General features: G+C 59.3%; 16 protein-coding genes and 8 pseudogenes. 9 read left to right on the top strand and 15 right to left on the bottom strand.

What is annotated here, in order from left to right:
• The first annotated feature begins 61 nt into the window (after positions 1–61).
• From ACVIHF_RS03160 to ACVIHF_RS03140, 5 genes and pseudogenes are all read left to right on the top strand, one after another.
• Positions 62–697, top strand: a complete 636-nt coding sequence (locus ACVIHF_RS03160; RefSeq protein ID WP_456791579.1) for a hypothetical protein — start codon at positions 62–64, stop codon at positions 695–697.
• 113 nt (positions 698–810) lie between these two features.
• Entirely contained in the window at positions 811–960 is a 150-nt protein-coding gene (locus ACVIHF_RS03155; RefSeq protein ID WP_456791578.1) for a Mu transposase domain-containing protein, read from the top strand.
• Between the two features lie 165 nt (positions 961–1,125).
• A pseudogene (locus ACVIHF_RS03150) lies at positions 1,126–1,530 on the top strand (hypothetical protein); the annotation flags it as partial.
• A 59-nt stretch (positions 1,531–1,589) separates the two neighbouring features.
• A pseudogene (locus ACVIHF_RS03145) lies at positions 1,590–2,010 on the top strand (IS66 family transposase); the annotation flags it as partial.
• A 136-nt stretch (positions 2,011–2,146) separates the two neighbouring features.
• Positions 2,147–2,308: a hypothetical protein gene (locus tag ACVIHF_RS03140; RefSeq protein ID WP_456794198.1), complete on the top strand. Its 162-nt coding sequence runs from the start codon at positions 2,147–2,149 to the stop codon at positions 2,306–2,308.
• Here ACVIHF_RS03140 and ACVIHF_RS03135 read toward each other — a convergent pair.
• Entirely contained in the window at positions 2,270–2,548 is a 279-nt protein-coding gene (locus ACVIHF_RS03135; RefSeq protein ID WP_456791577.1) for a hypothetical protein, read from the bottom strand. The two genes, ACVIHF_RS03140 and ACVIHF_RS03135, sit on opposite strands and share 39 nt — an antisense overlap.
• A gap of 648 nt (positions 2,549–3,196) precedes the next feature.
• Between ACVIHF_RS03135 and ACVIHF_RS03130 the strand changes: the two genes are divergently transcribed.
• Entirely contained in the window at positions 3,197–3,886 is a 690-nt protein-coding gene (locus ACVIHF_RS03130) for a class I SAM-dependent methyltransferase (protein ID WP_456791576.1), read from the top strand.
• A gap of 333 nt (positions 3,887–4,219) precedes the next feature.
• Here the strand turns inward: ACVIHF_RS03130 and ACVIHF_RS03125 are convergent, their stop codons facing one another.
• From ACVIHF_RS03125 to ACVIHF_RS03105, 5 genes and pseudogenes are all read right to left on the bottom strand, one after another.
• Positions 4,220–4,603, bottom strand: a complete 384-nt coding sequence (locus ACVIHF_RS03125) for a hypothetical protein (RefSeq protein ID WP_456791575.1) — start codon at positions 4,601–4,603, stop codon at positions 4,220–4,222.
• 261 nt (positions 4,604–4,864) lie between these two features.
• Positions 4,865–5,884, bottom strand: a complete 1,020-nt coding sequence (locus ACVIHF_RS03120; RefSeq protein ID WP_456791574.1) for a glycosyltransferase family 2 protein — start codon at positions 5,882–5,884, stop codon at positions 4,865–4,867.
• A 127-nt stretch (positions 5,885–6,011) separates the two neighbouring features.
• A pseudogene (locus tag ACVIHF_RS03115) lies at positions 6,012–6,537 on the bottom strand (ATP phosphoribosyltransferase); the annotation flags it as partial.
• 413 nt (positions 6,538–6,950) lie between these two features.
• Positions 6,951–8,528, bottom strand: coding sequence for a hypothetical protein (locus tag ACVIHF_RS03110; RefSeq protein ID WP_456791573.1), 1,578 nt, complete (start codon positions 8,526–8,528; stop codon positions 6,951–6,953).
• Positions 8,529–9,262: 734 nt separating this feature from the next.
• Complete coding sequence (locus ACVIHF_RS03105; RefSeq protein WP_456791572.1) at positions 9,263–9,553, bottom strand: transposase; 291 nt, start codon at positions 9,551–9,553, stop codon at positions 9,263–9,265.
• A 1,177-nt stretch (positions 9,554–10,730) separates the two neighbouring features.
• Between ACVIHF_RS03105 and ACVIHF_RS03100 the strand changes: the two genes are divergently transcribed.
• Together ACVIHF_RS03100 and ACVIHF_RS03095 are read left to right on the top strand one after the other, a co-directional pair.
• Positions 10,731–11,933: an MFS transporter gene (locus tag ACVIHF_RS03100; protein WP_456791571.1), complete on the top strand. Its 1,203-nt coding sequence runs from the start codon at positions 10,731–10,733 to the stop codon at positions 11,931–11,933.
• A gap of 584 nt (positions 11,934–12,517) precedes the next feature.
• Positions 12,518–13,460, top strand: a pseudogene (locus ACVIHF_RS03095) (IS630 family transposase).
• A 43-nt stretch (positions 13,461–13,503) separates the two neighbouring features.
• On the opposite strand, the pseudogene ACVIHF_RS03090 reads toward ACVIHF_RS03095, so the two are convergent.
• The 5 genes and pseudogenes from ACVIHF_RS03090 to ACVIHF_RS03070 form a co-directional block, all read right to left on the bottom strand.
• Positions 13,504–14,584: pseudogene (locus tag ACVIHF_RS03090) on the bottom strand (IS630 family transposase).
• Positions 14,585–14,948: 364 nt separating this feature from the next.
• Positions 14,949–15,919: pseudogene (locus ACVIHF_RS03085) on the bottom strand (IS110 family RNA-guided transposase); the annotation flags it as partial.
• A gap of 758 nt (positions 15,920–16,677) precedes the next feature.
• Positions 16,678–17,003: pseudogene (tnpB, locus tag ACVIHF_RS03080) on the bottom strand (IS66 family insertion sequence element accessory protein TnpB).
• 26 nt (positions 17,004–17,029) lie between these two features.
• The gene (gene tnpA, locus ACVIHF_RS03075) at positions 17,030–17,461 is read right to left on the bottom strand and encodes an IS66-like element accessory protein TnpA (RefSeq protein WP_456791570.1); all 432 of its coding nucleotides are present in this window, start codon (positions 17,459–17,461) and stop codon (positions 17,030–17,032) included.
• Positions 17,462–18,410: 949 nt separating this feature from the next.
• Positions 18,411–18,701: a hypothetical protein gene (locus tag ACVIHF_RS03070; protein WP_456791569.1), complete on the bottom strand. Its 291-nt coding sequence runs from the start codon at positions 18,699–18,701 to the stop codon at positions 18,411–18,413.
• 134 nt (positions 18,702–18,835) lie between these two features.
• Between ACVIHF_RS03070 and ACVIHF_RS03065 the strand changes: the two genes are divergently transcribed.
• Entirely contained in the window at positions 18,836–18,976 is a 141-nt protein-coding gene (locus tag ACVIHF_RS03065; RefSeq protein WP_456791568.1) for a hypothetical protein, read from the top strand.
• On the opposite strand, the pseudogene tnpC reads toward ACVIHF_RS03065, so the two are convergent.
• The 4 genes and pseudogenes from tnpC to ACVIHF_RS03045 form a co-directional block, all read right to left on the bottom strand.
• Positions 18,977–20,512 (bottom strand): annotated as a pseudogene (gene tnpC / locus ACVIHF_RS03060) (IS66 family transposase).
• Between the two features lie 147 nt (positions 20,513–20,659).
• Positions 20,660–21,016 carry an IS66 family insertion sequence element accessory protein TnpB gene (gene tnpB, locus ACVIHF_RS03055; RefSeq protein WP_456791567.1) on the bottom strand — a complete coding sequence of 119 codons (357 nt, stop codon included), beginning with the start codon at positions 21,014–21,016 and terminating at the stop codon, positions 20,660–20,662.
• Positions 20,920–21,453, bottom strand: coding sequence for a transposase (locus tag ACVIHF_RS03050; RefSeq protein WP_456791566.1), 534 nt, complete (start codon positions 21,451–21,453; stop codon positions 20,920–20,922). Before ACVIHF_RS03050 ends, tnpB (ACVIHF_RS03055) begins: the two co-directional genes overlap by 97 nt.
• Positions 21,454–21,960: 507 nt before the next feature.
• Entirely contained in the window at positions 21,961–22,890 is a 930-nt protein-coding gene (locus ACVIHF_RS03045) for a TauD/TfdA dioxygenase family protein (protein ID WP_456791565.1), read from the bottom strand.
• Positions 22,891–23,359 lie beyond the last annotated feature (469 nt).

The raw sequence follows: 23,359 nt of genomic DNA, 5'->3' as shown, positions 1-23,359 counted from the left end.
GCGTCCGCAGCCGGATTAGGCGCTCGTGCATCGCGAGCTGCGGCGGAGGAACGTCACACTGATGTTGTTGTGGGCGGAGTATTGCGGCTCCCACTCCGACAATTTCAGCTATTCGTGGTTCTGCGAATGCTACAAGGAATGGGCCAGCCGCCTCAAGCCGACCCTGCGCCAGGTTCATGTCGCCGGCGAGAAGCTGTTCGTCGACTATTCTGGCCACACGATGGAGGTGATTGACGGGCTCACCGGCGAGATGCGCAGCGCGCAGATCTTCGTCGCCGCGCCCGGCGCCCCGAACTACACCTACGCCGAGGCCAGCCTCAGCCAGAGCTTGCCGGACTGGATCGCTTCGCACGTTCGGGCCTTTGCCTATTTCGGCGGCACCGCCCGGCAGACGGTCAGCGACAATCTGAAGGCCGGCATCACCCGGGCCCGCTTTCACGAGCCGATAGTGAACCGGACCTATGCCGATCTCGCCCGCCATTACCGCAGCGCCATTGTGCCGGCGCGGCCGTATCGTCCGCGCGACAAGGCCAAGGTCGAAGTCGCAGATCGTCGGGCGATGGATTCTGGCGCGCCTGCGCAACCGCCGCTTCTTCTCGCTCGCCGCCCTCAACGAGGCAATTTACGCACTCCTTGTCGAGCTGAACGATCGATCTCTCCGAGCTGGGGACGAAGCCGGCGCGACCTGTTCGAGTAGCTCGATCGCCCGCGCTGACCACCTTGCCGGATGAGCCCTACGAGTATGCCGAGTGGAAGCGCTGACGGGTCAATCTCGACTATCATATCGAGATTGCCAAACATTATTACAGCGTGCCTCACCACCTCGTGCATCGGGAGGTCGAGGCACGGATCACCCTCAAAACCGTCGAGATTTTCCTGCGCGGCAAGCGGGCCGCCTCGCATCTGCGCAGCACCCTGCCGCATCATTCGACGACGATCCCCGAGCATATGCCTAGCTAGCTCGCATCGCCACTACCGCGACTGGACCCACGAGCGCATCCGCTCCGAAGCCGCCAAGGTGGGGGCCCGACGCCGAGACCCTGATCGACGTCATCCTACGCTCGCGGCCGCATCCGGAGCAGGGCTTCCGCTCGACCATCGGCATTCTCGGTCCGGTCAAACGCTATGGCCAGGAGCGCGTCGACGCCGCCTGCGCCCATGCCCTTTTGCTCAATGCCCGTTCCTACAAATCGGTCGCTGCCATCCTCAAGAACGGCGCCGACAAAACCGCGCCTCCGACCCAGGACGCACCCATTCTCTTCCACGCCAACATCCGCGGCCGCGGTTACTACAACTGATCAGGAGATCATCGTGCTCATCCATCCGACCGTCGAACGCCTGCGCGCACTCGGCCTCACTGCCATGGCCGACATAGTCATCGAACTGCAGAACAATCCCGAGGCCGCCGAGATGCCGCACCCCGATTGGCCCGGCCTCCTCGTCGATCGCGAGGTCACCGCCCGCGACAACCGTCGCCTCACGTGCCGCTTGACCAATGCCAAGCTCCGCCAGGCCGCCACCATCGAGAACGTCGACTATCGCACCGCGCGCGGTCTCGACCGTTCGCTCTTCCAGACCCTCGCCTCGCGATCTCGCCCGTTGCGCTGGAAGCGGTTCGTCGGATTGACCAATTGTACGAGATCGAGCGCGAGATTATGGGCTAAGTGCCGAGGAGCGGCTGCGGATCCGCCAAGTGAGAAGCGCGCCGCTGCTGGCCGATTTTCAGGCTTGGCTGCAGGCCGAATGTGCCCGGCTCTCGCGTTCGTCCAACGTCGTCAAGCCGATGAACTACCTGCTCAACCGGTGAAATGGCTTTGCCCGCCTTGCCCATGATGGAAGGATTTGCCTGACCAACAATGCCGCAGAACGAGCGTTGCGAGGCTTTGCCTTGGAAGAACGGCATCGTTGTTCGTAGGCTCGGAACGCGGTGTCGACCGGGCTGCCGTGATGGCGACGCTCATCATGATGGCGCATCTCAACAACATGCACGACTTGCTACCATGGGACTGGACGCCGTCCGCGCCGGAAGCCACTACTCAGGCGGCGTTATCATGCAAGTCAATAAAGTTCATTCCATCTTCACAATCGGTCGCGTCGCGAAGGACCTCGGCGAAGATGAGCACTGGCTCTGGACCGTGGCTACGGGATGGATCCAGCGGACGCCCTCATCTGGGTCTTCGGTGTCGGTTACGACGGCATCATCGCCTTCACCGACTTCGGAGTCGAAAACCAGATGGAGCTAATCAGGATAGACAAAACCTCGAACTCCTCAATCGGTGAAATCGGCGATCCGCTGTCCGCGCCTTAGCTCGGATGGATAGAGACATTGCGTTGCTCGCGAGCGGAAAGCCATCATCTGGGGAGGCGGCAAGCCAAGAATAATCGTATCTGACGTTAGCACCAAGTTCACCTGCAATGCCAACTCGCCCGGAGCAAGGACGCCGTCATCGATTGGCACTTCACACGCCGGGGAAAGTCGATGCGAAACGGTTTCATCGAGGGTTTCATGTAAATACGGCCCCGCGGATGCAAGGGCATTGGTCAGCACTTAGGATAAGTGTCGGATGCGTTCATATGCCGGAACAGCTTGCGACCCGCGACGGCGAACTCGATAGCTGCTGAACAAGTTCAGCGCGTCGTACAACCACGGCCTACTGCACTGCTTCTAGCCGAAGGCTTTTTATTTCCGAGGATGCGCCATATGGAGTCTGACCTTCTTCTTGATATAGCTGAAGCCCCAAGGCAACCTTTGTCATGAGGCTTCGATCCGTCCGATTGCTCGTCCAAACCGCTCGTCAGCTACTAGATTAATCGACAACTCTCCGGGTGGATCCTTCCTCCACTGGTAATACGCGCCGTCGGGGCGCAACCACAAGGTTGACGCAGACTGGCAGGGTCATCTTACATCCAGTCCAAAACGTTGGATCTCGCGCGTCCACCAGTGAGCGGCAGCTCAAGCCCCGACCCTGACCAGGGTGCGAGCGAGGAGAAGAACCAGCCTTCCAGTGAAATGAGATCTGGCTCCGCTGCTCATCGCTCAAACAAGCTGGTCCATGGCGCCCAAGACCCCTACCAAAAAGCAGCGTTGAATCACGCATGGACTGGTTAGAGAATATCTCCAAAGCTCTTAGGACCGAGCATCACATCCCCACCTGTTCTTGTGGACCTGAAACCCTGCTGCCGGATACCAAACGCGATGGATGAATGGATCGACTATTTCGATTCCACCTATCCGGTCTATGTGAGCAGGCTGCACGCCATCCTGCACTTTGAGGTCATCGCGCACGACATCATCGGCTACATCGCCTCGCCCGATGCCGTGGTGCTGGACTATGCCTGCCGCGAGGCACTCTCGGCGGCGAAGGTCGCGGATGCCTGCGCAACACTCTATCTGGCCGAGCCCGCGCCCGGCGTGCGTGGTCGGCTGATCGCGCGCTTCGCGCCCAACACCAAGATTCACGTTTGCTCGCTCGACGACATCAGATCAATCGACGACAGCTCGGTTGATCTCGTCGTGATGCATGGGATCGCGGAATACATGAAGCCGGAAGAACTGGATACCGCGTTCGACGTGATCCACCGGCTTCTGAAGCCATCAGGCCGCTTTGTACTCGGCGACATCCTGCCGCCCGACGTCGGCATGATCCGGGACGTCCTAGCGCTATTGCGTTTTGCGGCGACCCACGGGTTCCTGCGCCATGCGCTGATCGGGCTGATCAGCATCGCGTTGTCCGACTACCGGCAACTGCGCAATAGAATCGACCTGCAGCACTACGACGCAAACGGGATGATCGCAAAGCTTGGCGCCGTCGGATTCAACGCGAAGCGCGAACCACGCAACATGGGACACAATCCGTGGCGAATGACGTTCGTGGCGCATCATTGACTGTCTGCATGTCGAGGAGAAGGCTCGAGCCTGTAAACACATAAGGAAGGGTGCTGCGGGCCATTTGGTAGAGGTTGATCCGAAAAGCGTGTCGCAGTTTTCCGAAAGAACGCGCTTAATCAAAGCTCTAAAGAGCGATGATGATTCAAATAAATCCTCACCGTGCTTGAGCCGCGTCTCTCAGCCATCTCTCTTTCGGTGAGTAAATCAGCGAATGGCTCGCCCGCCAAGTGGGCGCACTCGCGCTGGTCGGTGAAACTTAGCAACTCTTCATCAACTAGAATGAAATGGCGAATACCGCTTGCGCTGGTAACGGATCGAGAAAGCTGCGCATCAGCCTTCCCAAATCCGCTTTGCGTCAAAATCATAGAGGCCGACGAAGACGGGATTCACGGCCGTCCCCGCGTCGCCAGCACGTGAAACCGCGATCAGGACAACCAGGCACAAGGCCTTCGGCTCCGCGAGCCGTTGCGAGAGCGGCGTGGAGCGAGCCGTGTTAGTGGACCTGGCGTTGGGCGTCAGTTCCTTCACTGCATCAAGGGATGGCTCGCGTGGGCTTGGATAGAGCCGCACATGCAGAAGTGCGCCGACGAAATCCGGCACCGCGCCGAACATCCCAGCGATGGTAGCAAGCTGCAGTTTTAGTTCGGCATGGATAAACTCTGGACTGGACTTTTGCAGCAGGCCCGCGCAACAGCTTTGGGAAGGGAGGAACATTCCGCCGGAGGACAAAAATGCATGGAGAGAGGTTGAACGGCACCGTCCGTTTGACGCACAGCCGATCGCACAGCGCCGGCTCGCATGCGCTCTACAGCGAAGAGATTTCCTCGCGGCCGCACGCAGAGCCACCATGACGGAAGTGGAGACGGTCGCACGCGATTCGATCGCAGATGGCGCGGTTGCCGCCGATCCCCAAATTGTCGCCACTTGGCGAGATTGGCGCAGGCCGTGCGGTGACGTTCATTCCGTGGGACTCCTTTAGCTCGGACTGTCGCGTCCCGCAGCCTCGAACTGCTTCTCGCTATGCTCGGCGACGAAGTACATCGGCCGCGCCTTCAACTCGGACAGGATCTTGCCGATATATTCGCCGACGATGCCGATCATGGTCAACTGCACGCCGCCGAGGGTCATGAGACCGACGACGAGCGAGGGGTAGCCGGGCACCTTCCTTCCGGAGGTGCAGACTTCCACGATGATTGATAGCCCCAACAAGAAGGCAACCGTCGCCAAGAGCACACCGAGCAGACTCGCAAAGCGCAAGGGCACCACCGAAAATGAGGTTAGGCCCTCGATGGCCAGACCAACCAGCCGCATCAAGCTAAAGGTGGTGACGCCATGCGCGCGCGGCATCGGCTCGTAGTCGACCCGCATCTGGCGAAAGCCGATCCAGCTCGCCAACCCTTTGAGGAAGCGATTGCGCTCGGGGAGCTGCCGCAACGCTGCGATTGCGCGCGGCGAAAGCAGACGAAAGTCGCCAGCATCTTCCGGGATCTTCTGTCGCGCGCCGAGGTTGATCAGGGCGTAAAAGCCGCGGACCGAAAGGCGCCGCAGTAGGGATTCATCGTCGCGATGGACTTTGGCAGTATAGACCACGTCATAGCCGCGCTCGATCCAGTGGCTGACGAGCTGTTCGACCAGCGCCGGCGGATGCTGGCCATCACCATCCATGAATAGCACGGCGCCGCGACGGGCATGATCGAGCCCGGCCATTAGCGCGGCCTCCTTGCCGAAATTGCGTGACAGCGAAATCACCTGAACGTCGAGCGAAGAAGCCGGCAGGGTACGAGCGATCGAAAGCGTCGAGTCGCTTGAGCCATCATCTACATAGATGACTTCGCAACTGAGTTCGTACCGCCGCCGCAGCACCTTGGCCAGATCACAGATCCGCTGATGGAGCGCAGTGAGGCCTGCCGCCTCGTTATGGGCGGGCACAACAATCGACAGTCCCTTCAGCGCTGCAGCAGTGGCCAAGCTTGAGACGTCGCTACTGAGCATCATCAGTCAGATTTCCTAACTCGCTCCGTAGTCAACAAGAGCCAAGATTATGGCAATCGTGTTGGCTTGTCGGCAACCTCAGCTGCGCTTCTGCGCAGCATCCTTTGAATCGGGTGCGAACCTCGCACTATTTTCTAGCGCGCCAATAGATTTTACCCGAGGCTATCAAGTTGGCGTGGTTGTTCAGAATCACGCCGTCGACCTTCAACCCATTTCCGGCCAAAGTCGTCGCACCATTCGTGGTGGTATCGACGATCCGCTCGGCGGGCCGCCTTTCGGTCGCACAGCGCGTTCGACGATGCGGTTATCGACGATGTCGTGGCTCGCGAAATAGTCGCCGGTGGGGTTGATACACTTGGTCTCCCTCCGCATCCGCCTGTGATGCGGGCGCGAAAGCTGTTGGCGATGTCGTCGAGATCGGTCATGGTGCGCACGTCATCTAGTCCCGCCTGACCAGCCCAATGGCGCTGCCGAAGCCGAGATTGTCGATCAGGAGGACTCGCTTCTCGGCGTTGATGGTGCGCTCGTCCTCGCCAGTTAGCCCGAAATGCACCACGCCGCGGGCAATCTGCGCTGGCGATCTCGCTCGCCGAGCGACAGCCGATCACGACATTTTTGAGACCTGAAATGGTGCCGCAGTATCCGCGCGCGAGGCCGGTCGCCTCGAAGAGCCCGACGCAGTCTTTTTGGGGCAGCGAATAGCAGAGCACCTGCGCGTCAAGACGCGAGAGCAGTAGCGATGTCCAAGAGCCCTGAGAGCCCGTGTGTCCAGTCAGGAAAATCCTGCACCCATACCAGAACATTGGGGCGATCACCATAGTTTCCTCGCGGTCGCGAAGGATATCCCTTGGTAGCCGTCGCCCAAGATCGCGCTTCGTATCCTTCGCGAGAACAGAATGACGCTGCCATTGGTCCAGCCGCCAAGGTGCTCCGCAGATTTTGAGGATGGGCCACAGAATGGGCTTAGCACCACTCTGGATCATCGGCTTGGACCGGACATGCCTTTCTTCGGAGATTCGCCTTTGTTCGGAGATTCGGATCTCAAGGCAACCCGCGAGGATCACAACTTTCACCACTGGCTCACCTTCCGGTTACGTGGCCGTTGTTGCCTAGCTTCACGGCACGATTGCTCCGCCAAGGCGGTGGGGCGTACGGGCTTGAGCAAAAACTGCCTGTGAGTATTTGGAAAGGTCCCTTCGATGACTGGGGTTTCAAACGTAGTGGCAGCGACATAGTCCGCCAGCCCGGCTCCAAAGGAGGCCATGACACGGGCTTGGTCAAGATGACGCGGGCCCTCCGGCGCGATCAGTACCCACGCTCTGGCCAGATTGGCGCAGTTCTCAAGTCCGAGCACTTCCACCGCAACTGCGCTACTGCCGGGAAAGCCCCCGATCAACCATGGTAGACCGACCGCTTGAGTCTCGAGCACATACAGCAGCGTCGGCGAGTTGGAGAGATCGACCACCGGAGTACCGACTTCAAGGCCGGCCGCGCGAGATTGGGCCTTGGCAATGGTCAGATAGTCGCGGAAGGATTGCGAGAGTATCAATTTTCCACCGCCAGGCACGGGCGTGACGGCGGTATAGGCGCGCAGATCTTTCACCTGACGGATCGGTTTGAGGATTTGGGCATTGACCACTGATGCAGTGAGCAACTGTGCGAACACGGCCAAAGGCAGTAGGGTGGCGACGTTACGTCCCTGTTGGGCAAGCGGGCTCAGGAAGGCGACGACCGCGAGCATCCAGAACAAGGCGGCAAGCGAACCGTGCCACCAATAATTGGTATTGGAGCCCAGTGCGAGTAGGTGCGGCAGAATCAAAAAGATTAGCGATAGAGCGATGCTCGTGGGAGTCTGCGTGCGCAGAACCAATCCCTTGCGATAGAACATCGCGCCAAGGGATGTGAAGGCCGGTACCAGGAAGAGGGTCGAGTACTCTGAGTATTCGATGCTAATCGGCTCGATCCCTAGGATCGCAACGGCCATTGTTACGATCAACACCGCAGCAAGAACAAGCGACAAGAGCAGCTTGTGCGCAGCCCCCATGAGAATGCTAACCAGAAAGCTTGTTGCCATCGGCACAACGACAGCAAGTTGCGAGCGACTGGTGGAGGGCCAGTCGATCCGAAACATGCGATGCAGCTCGTGCCCGGCACCCAGCAGGGCTTCCGCCTCGGCGCTGTCGACCATACGGGTCACCAGCCCCGTGATGCCGCCACCAATCCAGTAGGCAGTAACGATCAGGAGAGCAACAGCGACGATCGCCGCGCCAAGCATGGGCACCAGCGACTTCCGGCGCAAAACGACAACGTAGAGGATCACGACGAGGGCAATGGCCACAGCGGTGGTCGACTTGGCCATGAAGCAGCACCAGCCGCCAACGTCGATCAGGATCCACCCCAAGAACTGGCGCAGGTATCCTGGCCGATCGGATAGCAGCAAGCCGATCATCACCATCGAGACTGATTGAATGTTCAGTGTGTAGTAGTTGGGGGTGAGCAATAGCCAGAGATGAAAGGCGGCCAACGCTAAACTGGCGATTCCTGACGATAGCACCGCAGCCTGCGGCCAGCCCACTGTCCAAAGGCGCCGGATCACAAGGAAGCTGAGAATCCAGCCCAGCGCCATGGTGAGTGTGACATTCGCCATGCGAAGCGCGGCGATGTCCCCCCCCGTCCATTGGTATGGCCAGTGATAAATAAACGCGAAAAATGATGGAGGGCTATTAATTGTGTAGGAAAATGTCCTCGCCATAGAGTTGAGGTAAAAACCTTCGTCTCGGAGGTCGAGACCGTAGCCACTGTAGTATAGTAGCCAAGCGAAGAGGAGCCCTGTGGTTACGGCGGACAGAGCCAGCAAAGTCCAATCCAGCAAGGATGACATCGTCCATCTGTATGCAAAGTTGTTAACTCTTGGCATCGGTCCTTTCCTCAACCTCGTAGACAAAGCCCATTCCGATGGATGTCAGCCTCAAGGAGCTCTTAACTGATCCGAGCGCCGCAATCTCCTCCCAAGACTAGTAGAGTCAATCACCTTTCCCCCACCGCGCCGGCCTCAATCAAATGGCCTCCTGATAGACAGATGTATGGCGTTTCGTTCAACAGCTCCTCGCGCAGCTGGCCATTAGCGGAAAGACCCGCCCCTACCAAGCGGCGATAGTTGTCGATGTACGGATCTCCAACACGAGCTATTCACATGCAGTGCGTGAGTGGACGAACTCCTTCTTCACCGTGTGAAAGAAGTTCTCCATCGGAGCATTGTCATAGCAGTCGCCTTGTGGCTCATTCATGCCCCGAACCCAGCGGCTTGCGTCCGCTTGCGGCAATCAACGGAGGAAGCGGACTCCCACGTCCGTGTTCGAGCAAAGATCACGATTGACTCGTTTAGATTGTCGTGGTCCATGCGCAACCGCTCGTTCTCTCAAAGGTGCGATCTCTGGCGCGTGGTCCGCCGACGGCCGGCTCGCCAGCGTTGTGCGGCGCCTCGTCGTCGGCTCGCCCTCGCTGCGCCACCCACCGCCGCAGCACGGCATCGCGCTTGCCAGGCTCCTTGGCAACAGATGCGATCGAGCGCCCGCTCCACGCTACAAGTTCAACCGCTTGCCGCTCGTAGTCGTCCGTAAGCGACCGACGCCCGGCGCTCTTCCGGATCTCTTGGCTCTCTAAGTCTACCACAGGTGCCCATCAATTCGGAGGAAGTTCACGCGATTAGCCGAAAATGGTCTCACCCCCTGGCGCACGACATAGGGTGCCGCATGCCACAGATCAGTGACGAGCACGTCGCCCGTATGGAGGACGTTCTCGACCTCTACACCGAGACGCCCGATGCTAGACGGCCCATGATATGCTTCGACGAAAGCCCGCTGCAGTTCATCGGCGAGGTTCATTGGACCAGCCGGCAAAGCCGAGCCGCTCGAGTGATACGATACAAGTATCATCGCAATGGGACAGTCAATCTCCTCGTCCTTCGTGCATCGTCCCTGGCGCAAGGTCAAAACACCGAGCGACGAGCCTCATAAGAATATGCCCATTGCATACGCGATCTCGTCGAGTCCATTGTCACGATGCCGAAATCATCCGAGCCGCGCCGCTCCTTCCTGTATCACCGCCGAGGCTAGACGGATCTTGCGACCGCTCGAGCTCCACTACAGACCCAGACGCGCAAGATGGCTCAACATGATCGAGATCGGCATCCTGCTAGGGCAGTCATGGATCGCAAGATCGGCGATCCAAGCAACTGCGCGGCAACCGCCGCCTGGGAGCGCAGACGAAACACCGCTCACTCACATCAAATGAATCAAGATAAGGCCCGCGCCGCGATAGGGCGCGTTTACCCACCACTTCCAAAGAGTCATAATCGCTGTGCAAAGGCACTCGCGGCGGAACGGATTGTGGTCAAGACGACTGCGGTGCGCGGATTTATGCGTAAGCGGAGCGAGCGCCAGACGTTCTCCGAGCATCTGTGCCGCCGGCGCCGTGCCGTAACAAGGAGCCGGGCTCAACTTCTCAACCATGTCAGTTTGAGAGATTGGGTTAGCATCAGCCGCTGAATCGCAAGTCCGCACACTACCTACCAAGGATGGCAGGGCATTCTTCCTTCATTTTCGTTCTATTCTAGCGAACGAGACGACCGTTTTTCACGGCGCGGTTCAAAACGGTCAGAGAAAAGGACACGCAGTCTCGACCGCCGACGCATGGACGTATCGTGGAGTGCTCACGTGCCGAAATACCCAGCGGCTAGCGCAGGTACGAGAGTATTGATGTCGCGGCCATTCGATCGGCCGCAGCGCAAATTGCTTCGAGCGCGCCGCCGATGTGCGGATGGAAAGTCGGCATGCCATGCCTTTTTAATATGAAAGTCGTCGCCCCTCTTGTCACGTTGTCTATCGCGCAAGTCATCGGCTGGGGCACGATCAGCCTGCCGGCGATCATCGGTAGCCTTATTGCGGCCGACCTGCACATGAAGCTCTCATCGGTATTCGCTGGCGCATCAGCGTTCTACGTAGCGATGGGATTGTCCGCGCCATGGTTAACCAGACCGTTTGTTCACTTCGGCGCTCGGATCGTAATGATAGCCGGGACCATCATTGCAGCGCCCGGCTTTCTGCTGTTATCGATCGCGCAGGGTCCGATCCTCTATTTTTCAGCTTGGCTGATCCTCGGCATTGCTGGCAGCGCATCGCTTTCCACGGCATCCTACATCGCGCTCCACGAAATTGTTGGACGGAACGCCAAGCCCGCTATCGGTACATTGATGCTGGCCACGGGATTATCCAGCGCGGTGTTTTGGCCTATCACTTCACTGCTCACCGCATTAGTAGGCTGGCGGACAGTATGTCTCGTCTATGCGGCCGGGATGCTTCTGGTCTCCACCCCGTTCTACCTATTTGGTCTGCCCGAGCATCGTTTGCAGGTGGACCAAGCTACGACCCAAGGAGCCATTCCGGGGTCGGTCCCGCGTAGGAGCATCTTTTATCTAATCACGGCGGCCAGCGGATTGAATGCCGTGACGCTCGGCTTGGGCTCCGTTCTAATCGAACTGCTGAAGGCTGAGGGACTCCCTAGATCGCAGGCTATCGCGTTCGGCTCTCTGCTTGGAATCATTAAGGTCAGCGCCCGCGCAATTGAATTCATAGGCGGCGCGCGCTGGGATTCCATTAGCGGTGGCATGATTGCCACCATCATCCTGGTTGCCGCAATGGCGTTGTTGATCATGAGCGGCGGAACGTTTTTAGCTATCTTGGCCTTCGTCTTGCTGTTTGGTATCGGCAGCGGAGCACTTGCCGTCGCGCTGGCGACGATGCCGCTCGTCTTCTATGACAAGGCCGAATTCGCGAGAGCCTCCTCGCATATCGCGCTGCCACTCAATCTGATCTCCGCGGCCTCGCCTCCAGCACTTATCGAAATGCTGATGCGGTTCGGTAGCAAGGGCCCCTTAGTGCTCGCCCTGCTCTTGTCGTGCGGATCTCTCACGGCCCTGGCGCTGCTGCGCACCCGGCGATCACGATTAGTAGTTGCGACGGTACGGAATACGGACGGGGCAGAGAAGGCATGACCATAGCGGGGCAAGATATCTTCATGTCCGGCGACATTTTGACGCCTTCTTCATATAACACCATCGAAGTATGCGACCAATGGCAATTAAATCCGAGGGAGTCCGCCTTGTGGAGATTTACGGTTGTCATCATTGCAGGCGATATGGAAACCATATCTGCCCAATGATGTGAACGGGCTCAAGATCATGGATGCGGGACGACGTCGCCGTTCAACGTTTAAGCGAACCGGCGGCTTGGCGGCCCGACGGTAGGATACGTGGCTATATGTACGATATAAAGCTGAAGAAAATGCGATGGAACATCGGCTGAGTACCGTAATTCGCATAATCAAGGAAGTGATAGCCCAACCCCTATTCGATCGGTACGATCAGGTCAACGCCTCAACTTGCCGACTTCGTCACCGCCTACAACACACGCTCAGCGGCTGAAGACCCGTACGCTTCCAATGAGGATCGTCGTGTTAGAGGGAACACGTGCGTTCTGATTGGTCTAGAGCATTTTTCGATCTGAATGAATCGACTGGGATTCCCAAGATGGCTCGAGTCAGATTCAAACTTCATGCTGGCGAAGGAGGCCGGCATGCATGGCCAAGGCGCTTTCCGTTGATCTTCGCCAAAGGGTAATCGCCACTATTGATGGCGGCCTATCATGTCGACAGGCCGCCGAGCGCTTTGGCGTCAGCGCAGCCAGCGCAATCCGCTGGCGGGGCCGCCAGAAAGAGACTGGCGACATCGCTCCCAAACAGCAGGGAGGGGACCGCAAGTCGCGGCGCATCGAGGCGAAGTCCCAATTGATTCTGGAAGCTGTGGCGATGAAGCCAGACATCACGCTTGCCGAGCTGCGGGACCAGTTAAAGAAACATGGCGTATCCGTGGGCGTCGCCTCGCTCTGGCGCTTTTTCCAGCCAGGAAAATCACCCTCAAAAAAGGACAGCGCACGCCGCCGAACAACGGCGCGGCGATGTGAATGTGGCGCGGGAGGATTGGTTCGAAGGGCAGGATCTTGATCCTGAGCGTCTCGTCTTCATCGATGAAACCGCAGCCAAACCAAAATGGCGCGCCTTTACGGTCGCTCGCCCCGGGGTGAGCGATGCCGTGCGACCGTCCCGCATGGACATTGGAAGACGACAACCTTCACTGCTGGATTTCGCTCGGATGGTCTTGTTGCGTCGTTTGTGCTGGACGGCCCCATGGATGGAGATGCTTTCCTTGCCTACGTCGAACAACTGCTTGCGCCATCACTACACCCTGGCGACATCGTCATCATGGACAACTTGCCCGCTCATAAAGTTCATGGCGTGCGAGAGGCCCATCCAAGCGGTCGGAGCGAGCCTACTCTATCTCCCGCCCTATAGTCCCGACTTCAATCCGATCGAAATGGCCTTTTCCAAATTGAAGGCGCTGTTGCGCGCCGCCGCCGCGCGCTCGATGCCAGATCTTTGGCAAGCAATCGCCAACGCAATCAACCGCTTCACGCCAGACGAGTGTCGAAACTATCTCGCCGCCGCAGGACACGACGCAACGTGATCGGAATATGCTCTAGTGTCCTGAACCAAAAGTTCATGGCATTTTATGCCTTGGCGGGCAGATTGTAAGCGCAGAAGCGTTCGATTGAGCCGAGAATGTCGTCAGCTGATTTGGTCCATCGGAACGGCATTGGGTCAGCGTTGTGATGGTCGATGAAGGAGGCAATCTCGGCCCGTAGCGCCGCCACACTGCGATAGATGCCGCGCCTAATCTTACGCTCGGTGATGAGTGCAAAGAAGCGTTCGACCTGATTGAGCCAGGATGAACTGGTTGGCGTCAGGTGGACGTGCCAGCGCGGCCTCTTTGCCAGCCAGTTGCGGATCAACGGCGTCTTGTGGGTTGCGTAATTGTCCATGACGAGGTGGACGTCCAGATCGTCTGGAACCGCAGCTTCGATCTCATCGAGAAACTTGCGGAACTCTTTGGCACGATGGCGTCCATAGCATTTGCCAATGACCCGGCCGGTTGCGACGTCGAGGGCGGCAAACAGCGAGGTGACGCCATGGCGTTTGTAGTCGTGACTACGGCGCGCCGGCTGGCCAGGTCGCATGGGCAGCATGGGCTGGCTGCGATCCAGCGCCTGGATTTGCGACTTCTCATCGACACACAGTACGATGGCGCGCTCGGGCGGAGCTACGTAAAGGCCGACGATGTCGCGAACCTTGGCGACGAAGTCGGGGTCGGTTGAGAGCTTGAAGGTCTCCAACCGATGCGGCTGCAAGCCGAAAGCGCGCCATATACGCTGTACTGTTGAGACTGACAGCCCGCTGGCCCGCGCCATGCTGCGCGAACTCCAGTGGGTGGCCCCGGGAGGCTGGGTCTCAAGGGTGCGAACGATCACCGCCTCGATCCGGGCATCCTCAATCGTGCGTGGCGTCCCCGATCGCGGCTCGTCCCAAAGACCTTCAAGCCGATGCTCGGAGAACCGCCGCCGCCATTTGCCGACCGTGTCGGGAGACAGCCAAACGGGCCGCCACGACCTTGCTCTGCTCGCCCTCAGCACAGGCCAGGACGATCCGAGCCCGCAGTGCCAACGCCTGAGCAGTGCTTCGACGCGACGCCAACGATGTCAACTCAGCACGTTCCACCTCATCAAGCTCCAGCGGAGCAAAGCGCCGACCCATCGCCAATCCTCCCCAAATCAGGAGAGTCCGCTATCATCGAGTCGATTTGGAGTCCGCCGAACTTTTGATTCAGGACACTAGAGGCCTCGAACGGGCCATTGGGTCACAGTATCCGCACGTGCTCGGACGAACGATCCTCCTTTTTGTCTTCTCTTCCGGCCTCAGCTGGAGACTGTTGATGCGGCCATGTCATGGTGCCCCTGATATTGCGCAGCTCTTTGTTCGAGCCAAAGGGCCGTTCCTTCGTCCCGGTCCGCAGAACGTCGATCGCGTCGCGCGCGGGGTCGTCAAGACCGGCCGTCACCCTTGGCTTACGGCTGGCTGGGCGTCGCCAGGCTGCGCCTTGACAGCGCCGAGCACCGCGCGAGGGTCGGGCGTCTGCATCGCCGATCTTCGTCACTCGAAGGCGCGTCCTTTGGACAGCACCGCCTAGGCGATGCGGACAAGTTATTGACGAGCACGATTGCGAGCACATTGTGGTGTGGCCGCTTCTTGGCGGCTTCGATCCAGGATGTTAACCGTTCCAGTCCTTTTATCCTGACCAGCACGAACCCATGCCGCCTGCACGAATAGAACGCGCAGGAAGCGATTGCCACGCATCGAGACTTTGCCAAGTCGAGATCTGTTTGAGCACCAGTCCAAGCCAAGCGCTGAAGTCGCGGCCTTCGGAGAATACATCTCCAGTGCCGATCGCGGCCACCATGACGCTCGAAATAATCGGTCCGATGCCAGGCACCGTGATCGGGCGCGGACATGCCTGATCTTGATGTGCAAGGGCTTTGATATTTGATCTCTTCGGACAGGCCATTGATGCGCTACTCCAGCCGGCGTCAATCGACGCCAACTCCTCCATGACACACAACATGCGTGGTGATAGGGCATCGCTGCGCGGCGCAAGAATGTGGGCAGTTCTGTCCGTAGGAAGCCGATGATCCTTCGCATGGCGCCCCGCGCTCCAGCATGAAGGCACAAATCTGGTTGATGATCCCCGGTGCGTAGCGACGCCAGTCACTCGCGCATCCGATGCAACGTCTCCACACCCAGTTGCTCGGCGGTCTTGGTCGCGACGAACTTCATCGTCGGCCGCTGCGCGCTTCGGGCAATCGCTTCTGCATCATTGAAGTCGTTCGTCTGTCCCTTGCTGTAGAGGCAGACGTATTTGGCCGGCATCAGCCTAGCATTGTTACCAAAAGATGCGAGTTTGCGGCTCAGGTGATGTGCGCCGACGCAGGCCTCCATGCCGATGACGCAGCGCGACATATTGGCGAGCCGCGCCTCCACTTGGCCACGCGACGACTTTGCCGCAGCCCCTTGCCTTGAGGAGAACGTTCCGCGCTTCATCGCTGTAAACGTCAACCGCGAGTAACCATAGTCTTTCCGAGTCGTCGTGGTGTGCCAGATCATCATTGCGAGCGCGCGTGCCATCGCGACAGCCGCGACTCCTTCCCTATGCTTCCTCTGCACGCGGTGGAGGGCCCGCAGCGGATCCTGAACAGTCTTGGCTGACCACGCTGCTTCAACAAGCATCTTGCAAGCATCACGGTCGCCTCTTTGAGATCCGTCCATGCCGGGTGCTCTCCCGGTTGCCGCACTCGAGGGGACGAACCGAAGTAGCTGCTGAACTTATCTAGCTACGGGAAGCGTGCAATGTCGCCGATGGAGGCCAGCTCAGCAGAGGCGACGATCGAACTCACGCCGGTGGTCGTCATCAGTTTGAGAGCCGGCAGATCATTCAGAGCCTGTCGCGCTACGGCTCTCCGGCAGCTGCTTCGTCATGCGTTCGAGTTCCGCGATGACGCGGGAGTATCGCACGTTCCTGCGGTGGAAGAAACAGACTGACCAGCCAGTGCTGCCCGGACTCGCCGAAGAGATGGCCTTTGTAGGGACGGATAAGTGGGCATGTAGGATTGCCTTCATGCGCCCCTTGATCCGGACGATCTGCGCCAAGACGCCAGCGCGCCCGGCCCTCTGGCGGCGGCAGCGCCTCGGGATCATCAGGAAGGTTATCGCCCACAGGCAAATCAGAGCATATTCGCGCCCGTCTGACGACGTGCTCGATGCCCCTGATTCACTTCGCCGCAGCGCGGCCACAATTATCTGGCTTGCGTCGGGACGACCGTCTCCCGTCTCGCGTGGACACGCCGCCAATCGAGCCCTTCGAGCAGCACCAAGAATTCTGCCGCCGACAAACGCATCACGCCATCCTCGATCTTCGGCCAGCGGAAGACGCCTTCCTCGAGCCGCTTGGCGAACAGGCAGTACCCCGTACCATCCCAGAAGATCAGCTTGATCCGGTCCGCACGCTAGGCACGGAAACATAAACAGCACCCGAGAACGGGTCGGCCTTCATGTGCTCGCGTACCAACATAGCAAGCCCCTCCATTCCCTTGCGGAAGTCGACCGGCTTGGTTGCCACCATTACCCGGACAATTCCGAACGGGCCGATCACCGGCTTGCCTTCAGCGCATGGACGATGGCCGCAATCATCGCCACATTCGCGCCTCGGCCAACCCGGATGGTGACGCCTTCGGCTTCGATCTCGATGCCCCCAACATCCGGCTTGGCCTTGCGTCGCGCTGTCTTGCGCTCATGACCAGCAACCGCGACTGGTGCCACGGCGTCTACCATCGTAGGCACAAACTGCGGATCGTCAGCCATCGGCGCCGGCTGCCGGCGCGCTTGCCGGCGCCAGGTGAACACTTGTTGTGGGGGCAGCCCGTGTCGCCGGGCAATCTCGGAAACGACCGAGCCTGGTATCAGCGTCTCCTCGACAATCCGGGCCTTGTCGTCCTTGGAGAACCAACGACGTCGTCCCGTCTCCGTGATCACTTCCAGCCGGCGCGCCGTCACGTCCGACTTAAGCGTATGGCCAAGCATTAGACACAAGCCGATCCCTTCAAAGAGATCGTGAAATCGCCTATCCCATGTGCCGCGAGAAGGTGAGAGCGGAACGACGCTTACGCACAAAAGCAGGCAGCATGCAACTCTACCAGTGTGCCAGCATCGACCTCGCCCGCGTTGATTCGCATAGGCGATAGCCCGAACGAGCTTGGCGACCGCGGCGCGCTTAGCGTGCGGGCGCAGGAGACGTTCGATCGCCGCCCTGTTGCCAGTGATCTCGATGATCACCTCGTCATCAGGCTGAGCGTCTTGGGGACGGCGACTAGCGGATCCTGCACAATATCTACGCGGAGCTGTCGGATTACCGTGCCGTCCTCCAAGATCGCTACCTGGCCGACATGTTTAGTTCTCCTTTATTTAGGAGCCAGTGGCTTGCACGACATCTACGGATCCGCGCTCGCGGCGCAGCCCGGCAAGTCGTAGGGACGGCCAAGTAACAACGCGACCTCGTAGCTCATTGACAGGACGGCCTACCACCGTTTCGTGCTCCAGACGCCCCTATCCTGGCTTCGATAGACTAATACGAAAAGTCAGCCTCAAGCCACACTTGAGAGGCCGGTAGCATCACGTCCTTTTAACCACGCGCCGAACGCGCCTTGGGGGGCACCGCGATCGGAAGAAAGAACTGGACCTTTGCGGTTTCGGACAGTGGCGGTGATCGGTCGGTCGCCATCTACAAGTTGATCGAGACCTGCAAGATGAATGACGTCGATTCCGAACAAATGCTCTCCCATAATCTGCCATGGCTCGTCCTCCCGTGATGAGGATCGGCTCGGTACGCCCGAATAACCATAACCATCGGACGCGCAGTGTAGAACGAGCCACCTCATCGGAAGAGGCGGACATACGGCCTTACAGACCGCCGCACACGTAAGAAGAAGAGCAAATGCCAGATTTCCCAGCCAAGGCGGTTCAACCGTGAGCGTCACGGGAAGCTCACCGTGTCGGGCCTTGACTCGCGCGGAATGCTCTGGATAGCGCGGTCGGGATGATTGACGCCGCCGGCACGCGGTGATGGGGTGATTCCGGTTCGGAGCGGGCAACGAGGATCAGGATGACCAGCGAGTCGCAGCTGCGCGAGAAGCTTCGGAAGATCGAGGCGTTGTTCGTGGGTGCGGGAACTGTTGGTGAGCGCCTTGCGGCGGAAGCCGCGCTGCGGCGGGTGCGTGCCCGGGTCCAGGAGCTCGCTCGCCACGATCCACCGATCGAACAGCAATTCTCACTTCCCGACGAATGGTCGCGGCACCTGTTCTTGGCGCTTTGCCGTCGCTGCGGGCTGCGGCCGTTTCGTTATCACCGCCAGCGACGCAACACGGTGATGTCCGTGCGTCACGAGGCTTCGTCGACAAAGTGCTGCTGCCGGAGTTCTCCGAGCTGGAGAAGGCGTTGCAAGTCTATCTGCACGAGGTGACGCCGCGCGTGATCCGCGAGGAGATCTATGACGACACCCGCGATGCGCAGGAAGTTCCAGATGCCCTGCCGTCGAACTGATCAGGCGGCGAGCTTTGCTGGCGAACTGTCGCGCTCGGCCTTCCAATTCCACGGCAGCAGCGTGTGCAGCTGATTGATCTTGGTACGTCCAGAGACGATGTGCTCGAGAACATCGGTCAGATAGTGCCGCGGGTCGATGTCTTGCAGCTTTGCCGTGTTGATGAGCGAGGCAAGAATGGCCCATGTCTCGGCGCCGCCTTCACTGCCGGCGAACAAGTAGTTCTTCTTTCCCAAGCCTATTGGCTTAATGCTGCGCTCAACCGCATTGCTGTCTATTTCAATGCGTCCATCGTCGATGAAGCGCATCAGGCCGTCCCAATAGTTGAGGGTGTAGCGGATGGCTTTGCCCAGACCGGACTTCTTCGAGACTTCCAGCAGCCGCCGCCTCAAGCCAGGGTTTGAAGCCCTCGATCAACGGCCCGGTGTCGCTTTGCCGCATAGCAGCCCGATGCGCCGCCGGCAGACCGCGGATGCGATCCTCGGTGGCGTAGAACATCGCGATCCGCTGCAGCGCTTCCGCGGCAATCGGCGACTTGGTCGCGACGTGAACGTCCCAGAACTTCCGCCGCGCGTGCGCGAAGCAGAACGCGAGTTGCACCAGACGGCCGCCTTTCTTGATCAGGCCCTTGTAAGCGGCATAGCCGTCGACCTGCAGGATGCCGTGGTAGTCACCGAACAGCTGCTTGGCGCGGATTGCCTTGCGATCCTCGGCAAACAATGTAGACCACCGCCGGCGGCGCCGGCCACCCCACGGACGGTCATCGGTGGCGATCGCCCAGAACTGGCGGACTTTGGTCCGGCCACGGCCGGGATCGAGAACCGGCAGCGGCGTCTCGTCGGCAAACAGCCGCGGGTAGGACATCACTGTGTCGCGCAACAGCGTGTGAAGCGGCTTCAGCCACCAAGCGGCGCGCCCCATCCACGAGGCCAGCGTCCGCCGGTCGAGCGTGATGCCTTGCGCAGAGAACATCTGTTCCTGCCGATACAGCGGCAGCTGGTAGCCGTATTTCATCACCGCGATGTGGGCCAGCAAGGCTTCCGTCACCATCCCGCCGTCGATCGCCTGGGCCGGCGCGGGTGCCTGCAGCACACCTTGGCGGCATCCCCGGCAGCCGTACCGCGGACGCACTATGCGCTTGACCCGGTACTGCATCGGAATGACGTCGAAGGCTTCCTTGACGGTCTTCCCGATTTTGTGCAGCCGCTCGCCGCAGCAAGGGCAGATGTGGCTCTCGATATCGATCACGACGTCGATGCGCGGCAAATGCTCCGGAAGCTTTCCCCGGTTGCGTTGTGCCGGTCGCTTCCACGGCCCTCCGCTCCGTCAGGCAGCCCGCCTCCGGTCACGTCGTCGTTGGCGACGGCACCAGCCGCCTGTGCCGTGATGGCGAAGAGAGGCAGCTGTCTGGGATCCAGTGTCTCAGAGCGGGGACCGAAGATCGTGCGCTTGTACTGGGACAGGATTATCTGGAGCTCGTCGTTCTCCCGGACCGCAGCATCGCGTTGGGCAATCGCCGCATCACGCTCGGCCGCCAGCGTGCCGCATTACGCCGACAAGGCCGCAAGCCGTGACGACGGCGCCATCACGGCTTGTCGGAGCAATGCTGGATCAGAAGGCAAATCACTCATGCAGAGTGATTCTACAACAACTCCGCATGAGTGACGAACTACTCTTGATACGGATCAACCTGCTCGTGCTGGCTGATCCACAACCCGCATCGGCACACGCTTCCAGTCTGAGCCATCGAGCAGCACCGAGAGCTGAGCATGAGATAGCGGCATGACGCCTTCCTTGATCGGCGGCCAGGTGAACTGCCCCTCGATTCTCTTGTAGTAAAGGACAAGGCCGCTTCCGTCCCAGGTCAGGATCTTCACGCGATCTCGGCGCTTGGAGCGGAATATGTAAAGTCCGCCGTCGAACGGATCGGCTCCAAACGCCTCGCTCACCAGCATCGCCAGCAAGTCCATGCCGCGACGGAATCGACCGGCTGCGTCGCGATCCAGATCGACAACCCAGGTCGCAGCCCGATCATCGGCCAACCGTCCCGACTGCCAGCACCTGCACAGCGCCCGCCGGTCGACCGCCCCCCAACACGGATGCGAACCGCGCCGACCTCGATCTCGATTGTCGCCTGCTCCTCGCACGACGGCAATTTGCCCCCGCAGCCGGTGATCGCGACCGGCACAAAGCCAGGTGTCACGTCTCCGGCCCGGCGCGCCGCGACCTTCGCCCGCGTCGTCTGACGACGCCGCAGAAACAACAGGCTTGGACTGATGTCGTGTCGCCGCGCCACCGCGTACACGCTTGCACCCGGCGCAAAACTCTCCGCGATAATCGCCGCCTTCGCATCGGCCGACCAGCGCCGGCGCCGGCTGGTCCCAGTGATGATTTCGACACGCTGCAGCGTGTCAGAAAACTCCTTGAGGATAGGCGTATGCCTATTCGTATCGCTATCCTTACGGCTATCCTTAGACATGGCGAGACCTCGTGATGTTTCAGTCCACGAGATCTTCCTAACCGACCAGATTAGCCCTCAGCGCGTGGTCCCTGGATGACGCTCACGTTCAACCCGACGCATCGAGCAAATGCCAGGGATTAAGCCTATGGAATTGTCGGGTGCGCTCACCGAGCCGATCGACACCGCGTCGTAACGCGGAAACACGGCCCGGCTATGCAAACAGATCAAGGCACGGTTTCAGCCAGCACTTGACCCTTCCCGGTCCGACGTCACACCCTTGGCAGGCTCTCCCGCGTATCATCGAACAACGCTTCGGCAATTTCATAATTCACCAAAACGAGGATCTGCCAAAGCCATCCTAAGCGTGCACGAGCTGCCTAGGCCGACCAAACTGGCGGCGACGAGAAAGCGCCCATCGTCTCGCCGCGCGACATCAATCTGACCTGCAGATGGTCCAAGCAACGAACGCATGCGGAGCGACTGCAGGTCCGCATCGGCCGGATCGCCGTGAAATTTGAGAATACGCTAAACGGCATTGGGCGGCGGCTGCTTGAGGACCTTGAGGCGCATGATACTGGACCGCCCGTTGACGCTAACGGGCACGTCACCCTCGATTGTGGCGCGGCTAACGACTCGATGCTGGTTGCCGCAATCATTGACTGCGCAATGCATCGTGGCACGGTTGTCCCAAATTGCGACATCACCCCGCTTCCAATTCCAGCGCACAGTATTCTCGGGCGCAGAGACATGAGACTGCAACAGGCTGAATATCCTCTCGCCATCATATTTCGGGATATCAACAAAGCGTTTCACTACGCAGCCGAGCACGAGCGCGCGCTCGCCGGTCTCAGGATGAACACGTACGACGGGATGCTCAGTTTCCAAGATCGTTCTGGTAAACATCTCGTCATAACGCTCCTTATCCGCTTCGCTAGGGCGGACGAATACAGCGAAGTCGTATACGCTGCTGTGAACAGCCCAAAGGTCCTCGGCAAGCCGTTGCAGCGGCGGCGGCAGGTCAAGATATGCAGTCGCGGTGTTTGACCATACCGTATCGCCGCCAAACGGCGGGATCACAACGCCTCGCAGCATCGAAATCTTGGGATAGGCTTCCAAGTAGGACACATCGATATGCCACGCGTCAGCCCGGATATTACCGCGCGTGGAATCAAACTCGATGATCGAAACCGTTCCCTTTTTGGCACCGATTCTCGGATGGGGCGCAAGCTTCCCAAAACGGAGTGCAAACCGCTCTTGCTCGGCATCATCGAGATGATCTTGACCGCGAAAGAAAATAACCTTGTGCTCAAGCATCAGGTTGTTGATTGCAGCAATGGCCTGATCTGGTAAATCTCCCGACAGCCTGATATTCCTCACTTCCGCGCCGATGCGTACCGCGAGTTTGACGACATCGGTACCCGGAATGATCTTATCGATCACAGCGGTTTCAATCACGACATATTCTCCAACGTTGCTGGTTTCTCAACGAGCGCGACGACGCTCTTCACTGGCGATGCGAACGGGCGCAAGCTGTCTGGTATTCAAAAACCTACGGCAATCGACCCGTTAGTGACTCATTGAAGTCACGAAATCGAAACATACACCCTGTCGATTGGCGCTATTCCCCGCTTGTGTGAGACTTTTCGTGATCACGTATGCGGTTTGTACGCTCCAAGCGCGTGTGAGGCGCTTAGGCGTGAATGAATGGTGGGTCATTTTGCTCGTATTCCATGGCGGCCTCACGTTGCCGGGCGAGCCTAGCAAGGGCCGTTCCAGGAAGCCTGAGGCTCGAACGGTTCGTTTACGCTAAGAAATTGTATCATAATACCAACGATAGCGCGCCTCATGCACTGAAGGTGCCATGCTATGGTCGCATAGACGACCAATGCGGTCGAGATTGCAGTGTACACAACAAATAAAGGCC

This window comes from Bradyrhizobium sp. USDA 4506, assembly GCF_054058795.1.
This window is presented reverse-complemented; position numbering and strand designations above follow the sequence as displayed.